Origin of the sequence: Pseudomonas sp. A-B-19, from assembly GCF_019947515.1 — a bacterium.
Taxonomy (GTDB): Bacteria; Pseudomonadota; Gammaproteobacteria; order Pseudomonadales; family Pseudomonadaceae; genus Aquipseudomonas.
In genome coordinates this window covers 1-3,305 of record NZ_JAGYGN010000056.1, presented here as the reverse complement: position 1 = coordinate 3,305, position 3,305 = coordinate 1, and the positions used below count along the sequence as shown (strand labels likewise).

Here is a 3,305-nt window from a genome sequence, read left to right as displayed (position 1 = left end):
AGCGTTATGTGATGCGTTACAACAACGTCAGGCTCCATAGCTACAACGGCTACCGGTCGCCGGTAGCCATGGAGAAACTGGCGGCGTGAAACCTTAACTGGTGTCCAGAATTACTTGACCAGTTCAAGCTCGCTCCCACATTGCTTTGCATCCCCCAAAAATCCCTATGGGCAAACTCGATCACAGCGCTCTATGATTGATCCCCATGACCACCACCGCTGCGATCCGCTCACCCTGCCCGCCCGGCGCCTGCGACTGCGGGCGTGACCCGTTGCTGGAAACACCGGGGGCGGACCTGCGCATCCTGTTTCTGACCCGCAACGAAGAAAAACGCCTGATCGAACGCCTGGAAAACCTGCAGAGCCTGAGCGATCTTGAGCACGTGCGACGGCGCATGTTCGAACAGTTGGGTATCCGCGTGGACATCGCCCCCGGCTTCAATGAAGTGCGCACCATGCGCGGCATCGGTATCCGCATTGGCGAACTGCCGGGGCTGTGCCGCAAGACCCGCGCCAACATACCCGCCGCCATTCGCCGAGCCATGGAAAAGCGCCCGGAGATTGCCTTCGAACTGCTCAATGCCAACGACCTGTTGCGTGACGCCTGATGCAACCCATTCTCGAATTCCCCCTCACCGACAAAATTCTCACCACGTACGCCCTGGCCATCGGTGCAGACCTGCAGGGCTACCGCAACCACGTTTACCGGGTGCTGAATTTCCATGGCGCCCTCAGCGGTGCCGAAGGCCTGCCCCCGGACGCCGTACAAATCGCGGCGGCGTTTCATGACCTGGGTATCTGGACCGATGACACCCTCGACTACCTGCCCCCGTCCATTGCCATGGCCATCGAGTACCTCGACAGCCAGCAACGAGCGCAGCTGAAGGATGAAGTCAGCGCGTTGATACTTGAGCATCACAAGCTGCGCCGGTATCGCGGCGCTTACGCCAACAGTGTCGAACCCTTCCGCCAGGCCGATCTGGTGGATGTGTCCCTGGGGCTGGTGCGTTTCGGCTTGCCCCGAAGCTTCATCAGAACCGTGCAGGCAACCTTTCCCGATCACGGTTTTCACTCGATGCTGATGAAGCTTTCAGCCCGGCAGCTCATCCGCTCACCGCTGCGGCCGCTGCCGATGTTTCGCTGGTAACACAAGCGTCTGCCTTCCCCTCCGATGGCGCCATTGCCGCAACGCCATTTCGCAGCAAAGTGCCTGAAACACTCACCTTCTGACTATCCATTACTGGATATTTCGCAATTCAAACCTACGCTCTTCGCGGGGGCTTACGAATTTCAATGACGGTTGGGGGCTCGTCTCGATTTACTCACGCTTGTACGCAGGAGCTCGACATGAACCGGACAACCTTATCCTCGATATTTGCGGTACCCCTGTTGCTGTCTGCAATGGCGTTACCCGCCCTGACCCTGGCCGCTGACAAGTCCCCCAACATCCTGGTGATCATGGGCGACGATATCGGCTGGTCGAATATCGGCGTCTACAACCAGGGCATGATGGCTGGCAGAACCCCCAACCTCGACCAACTGGCGAACGAAGGCATGCGTTTCACCGATTATTACGCTGAAGCCAGTTGCACCGCCGGACGCGCCAACTTCATCACCGGCGAACTGCCGATCCGCACCGGCATGACCACCGTCGGCCAGGCCGGCTCGCCCGTGGGCATTCCCGCCGAAGCCGTGACCATCGCGACCGCGCTCAAGGCCATGGGTTATGCCACCGGCCAGTTTGGCAAGAACCACTTGGGCGACCTGAACCAGTTCCTGCCCACCGTCCACGGTTTCGATGAGTTCTTCGGCTACCTCTATCACCTCGACGCCATGGAAGACCCGGCACACCCCAATTATCCGAAGGAGCTGCTGGACCGCGTCGGCCCACGCAACATGGTCCACAGCTGGGCCACCACCACCGATGACACGACCGTGATGCCGCGCTGGGGCAAGGTGGGCAAGCAGAAAATCGAAGACGCCGGCACGCTCTATCCGGAGCGGATGAAAACCGTCGACGACGAAATTCGCGACAAGGCTTTCTCTTTCATCGACAAGGCCAAGCAGGACAACAAGCCGTTCTTCGTCTGGCTCAACCCGACCCGCATGCACATCGTCACGCACCTGTCCGACAAGTACCAGGCCATGCGCAACTCGGAAAATGGCTGGTCGGAACAGGAAGCCGGCATGGCGCAGCTCGATGACGTCGTCGGCGATGTCCTGGCGAAGCTGAAAAAAGACGGCATGGACGACAACACCATCGTGATTTTCACCACCGACAACGGTGCGGAAAACTTCACCTGGCCCGATGGCGGCACCACCCCGTTCGCCATGGGCAAAGGCACGATCATGGAAGGTGGCTTCCGGGTGCCGGCGATCATTCGCTGGCCGGGCAAGGTGCCCGCCAACCAGGTCGCCAACGGCATCATGTCCGGCATGGACTGGTTCCCGACCCTGGTCGCGGCGGCAGGCAACCCGAACATCACCGCTGAACTGCTCAAAGGCAAACAATTGGGCGACACCACCTACAAAGTTCATCTGGACGGCTATGATCAAACTCCAATGATCACCGGAAAAGGTCCGTCGAACCGGCATGAAGTCTTCTACTTTGGAGAGAGCTCCTTGGGTGCAGTGCGCATAGACGACTACAAATATCGCTTCATTGACCAACCGGGTGGCTGGCTGGGGGCTAAAGTTGCTGTGGACGTGCCGATCCTGACCAATCTTCGACTCGACCCGTTCGAGCGCATGGGCTGGCCGGAAAATCAGGCCGCGCAGGGTTCGCAACAGTACTTCGACTGGTTCAAGTTCCAATTCTGGCGTTTCGTATTCGTCCAGCAACAGGTGGCCAAACTGGCAGAAACAGCGATCGAGTTCCCGCCGATGCAAAAAGGCGCGAGTTTCAACCTCGACTCGGTTAAAGCCAAGATCGCCGCGGCTAGGGCAGAGATGGCCAAGTAACAGCCGAATCCACGGGTGGCTGGCGCAGTCCACCCGTATTCGAAATGGACAATTGCTGAGGGAATTCAATGCCGACAAAAACAACTACCCTGCCTGCCTCTGCGCTACTTGCCCTGTGCTGCCAGCAAGCCTGGGCCGGTGGCATCATGCTCTACGAAATCGGCACCGATAACGCCGGCCTCGCCAACGCCGGGGCCGCCGCCCGAGCCCAAGGCCCCTCGACCATCGCCAGCAACCCCGCGGGCATGAGCTATCTGCCGGGCACGCAAATCACCGCCGGCTTGCAGGTCCTGTATGGCGACCTGAGCTTCGACCGCGACTCCGGCACCAACACCCCGGGCAGCG

4 protein-coding genes are annotated in these 3,305 nt (G+C 59.8%); all 4 read left to right on the top strand.

Features of this window, described 5'->3' with window-relative positions:
• Positions 1 to 205: 205 nt before the first annotated feature.
• Positions 206 to 607, top strand: coding sequence for a hypothetical protein (locus KGA81_RS29865; RefSeq protein ID WP_223551281.1), 402 nt, complete (start codon positions 206 to 208; stop codon positions 605 to 607).
• Entirely contained in the window at positions 607 to 1,146 is a 540-nt protein-coding gene (locus KGA81_RS29860) for an HD domain-containing protein (protein WP_223551279.1), read from the top strand. The genes KGA81_RS29865 and KGA81_RS29860 overlap by 1 nt, the downstream gene beginning before the upstream one ends.
• 200 nt (positions 1,147 to 1,346) lie before the next feature.
• Positions 1,347 to 2,960: an arylsulfatase gene (locus KGA81_RS29855; RefSeq protein WP_223551277.1), complete on the top strand. Its 1,614-nt coding sequence runs from the start codon at positions 1,347 to 1,349 to the stop codon at positions 2,958 to 2,960.
• Positions 2,961 to 3,028: 68 nt separating this feature from the next.
• The coding region (locus tag KGA81_RS29850) for an outer membrane protein transport protein (RefSeq protein WP_223551275.1) at positions 3,029 to 3,305 on the top strand (277 nt) is incomplete at its 3' end.

Bases quoted from the DNA above. Each gene is read 5' to 3' on its own strand.
- KGA81_RS29865 (WP_223551281.1), top strand. From the start codon at position 206: ATGACCACCACCGCTGCGATCCGCTCACCCTGCCCGCCCGGCGCCTGC.
- KGA81_RS29860 (WP_223551279.1), top strand. From the start codon at position 607: ATGCAACCCATTCTCGAATTCCCCCTCACCGACAAAATTCTCACCACG.
- KGA81_RS29855 (WP_223551277.1), top strand. From the start codon at position 1,347: ATGAACCGGACAACCTTATCCTCGATATTTGCGGTACCCCTGTTGCTG.